Annotated in this window: 2 protein-coding genes; one reads left to right on the top strand and one right to left on the bottom strand. The window is 69.8% G+C overall.

The genetic code is table 11. The features are described 5' to 3' along the window. On the bottom strand, positions 1-1,446 hold a 1,446-nt coding region (locus H5J33_RS31510; RefSeq protein ID WP_181798166.1), incomplete at its 3' end, for an MFS transporter. A 231-nt stretch (positions 1,447-1,677) separates the two neighbouring features. Here H5J33_RS31510 and H5J33_RS31505 point away from each other — a divergent pair. Further along, a complete protein-coding gene (locus tag H5J33_RS31505; RefSeq protein WP_181798165.1) occupies positions 1,678-2,217 on the top strand; it encodes a SigE family RNA polymerase sigma factor in 540 nt (179 codons plus the stop codon). The last annotated feature ends 124 nt before the right edge of the window (positions 2,218-2,341 follow it).

Below are 2,341 nucleotides of genomic sequence, written 5' to 3'. Positions count from 1 at the left end.
GTCCTCCTCGCTGCTGGCCCGCAGCTGCGTGTGCCGCTGGGCCGGCCGCGGGCTCTTCGGCAGGAAGAGCGCCAGCAGCAGACCGACGGCCACCGCCGCCGTGGCGATGAGGAAGGACACCCGGAAACCGTGCATGGTCGGTATCGCGACCCCGCCGACATTGTTCGCGGTGTTGGCCAGCACCATGCCGACGACGGCGCTCGACACCGACGTACCGATGGACCGCATCAGCGTGTTCAGCCCGTTGGCCGCACCGGTCTCGGACGCCGGGACCGCGCCCACGATCAGCGCGGGCAGCGAGGAGTAGGCGAGGCCGATGCCCGCGCCGAGGATCACCGACGTGACGATGGTCTGCCAGGCCGCGTCCATCAGGCCGAGCCCGCCGCCGTAGCCGATCGCTATGACCAGCAGGCCGGTGATCAGGGTGACCTTGGGGCCGTAGCGGGCGGACAGCCGCGCGTACACCGGCGCGGTGAACATCATCGTCAGGCCCAGCGGGGCCACGCACAGGCCCGCGACGACCATCGACTGGCCGAGGCCGTACCCGGTCGCGGTGGGCAGCTGGAGCAGCTGGGGCAGGACGAGCGAGACGACGTAGAACGCGACGCCGACCATGATCGACGCGAGGTTGGTGAACAGGACCGCCGGACGGGCGGTGGTGCGCAGGTCGACCAGCGGCGCCTGGGCGCGCAGCTCGTACAGGCCCCACAGGACCAGCACGACGACGGCCCCGGCGAACAGACCGAGCGTGGTGCCCGAGGACCAGCCCCAGTCGCTGCCCTTGGTGATGGGCAGCAGGAGCAGCACCAGACCGGTGGACAGACCCAGCGCGCCGACCAGGTCGAAGGAGCCCTTCGCGCGCATCGGGGACTCGGGCACGGCCAGCAGGGTGAGCAGGATGGCGAGGGCGCCGAGGCCGGCGGCGCCGTAGAACAGCGCGTGCCAGTCGGTGTGCTGGGCGACCAGGGCCGCGGCGGGCAGCGCGAGGCCGCCGCCGACGCCGATCGAGGAGCTCATCAGGGCCATCGCCGAGCCGAGCCGTTCGCGCGGCAGCATGTCCCGCATCAGGCCGATGCCCAGCGGGATCGCGCCCATGGCGAAGCCCTGGAGGGTGCGGCCGACGATCATGGTGATCAGCTCGCTGGTGAGCGCGCTGACCAGGGCGCCGACCACCATCACGGCCAGGCTCAGGACGAGCATCCGGCGCTTGCCGTACAGGTCGCCGAGCCGGCCCATGATCGGGGTGGCCACGGCACCGGACAGCAGGGTGGAGGTGAGGACCCAGGTGGCGTTGCTGGGGGCGGTGTCCAGCAGCTGCGGCAGGTCCTTGATGACCGGCACGAGCAGCGTCTGCATCACCGCGACGACGATGCCCGCGAACGCGAGCACCGGGACCACCGCGCCACCCGCTTTCCGGGTGGGCTGGTCGGTCGTCGTGTCTGTCATGGAGTGAGGCCTTCCACGTGTCATAAGTGTCGGGTAAACCTCGTATGCACAGGCAACTATTCCGTTGCTTCGGGCCTCTAATGAAGTCTTGACCGTTTCATGGGTTACTGACCTGTCGTCAGGGGCTCAGGGCGACGGAACGCCGCAGGCCTGAGGAAATTTTCCGAGTTCCGGGACCGGGGCAACGGTTCGGGGGGCCCATGGACTCCTTTAGACATCTAGGAGGTGCCCATGGGGGACGGGAAGCAGACTCGGGACGAGGAGTTCCAGAGCTTCATGGTCGGCCGCTGGCCGCGGTTGATGCGTACGGCATTTCTTCTCACGGGGGAGCAGCACGCCGCCGAGGACCTGGTCCAGTCGACCCTCGAACAGGTCTATACGGCCTGGCGCAGGGTCGGCGCGGCCGACGACCCGGAGGCGTATGTACGGCGCGTGATGATCAACGCCCATGCGCGAAAACACCGCAGACGGCTCAGGGAGTTCCTGGCGCCGAAGGACGACTCGGGCCTGGTGCGCGAGGTGGCCGACACAGGGGACCGGATCGCCCAGGCCGATGACCGCGGCGCCCTGCTCGAGGCGCTCGCCCAACTGCCCGCGCGACAGCGCGAAGCGGTGGTCCTGCGCTACTGGGAGGACCTGACGGAGACCCAGGCGGCCGAGGCCATGGGCTGTTCCGTCGGCACGGTGAAGAGCAGCGCGGCCAAGGGGATCGCGAAGCTCCGCGCCATACCGGCACTGGCCGAGACCGTGACGCGTGAGAGGCGGAAGTGATGACCGGGGACCGGGAGCAGCAGGACATGACACAGACGGACATCGCGCACCTGCTCGCCGACGCGGCGGACGAGGTCGAGATCGGTATAGCCCCGGTCCAGGCGGTCATCAGCGCCGGCCGGCG

Origin of the sequence: Streptomyces sp. WELS2 (assembly GCF_013870595.1) — a bacterium.
Classification (GTDB): domain Bacteria; phylum Actinomycetota; class Actinomycetes; order Streptomycetales; family Streptomycetaceae; genus Streptomyces.
This window is presented reverse-complemented; position numbering and strand designations above follow the sequence as displayed.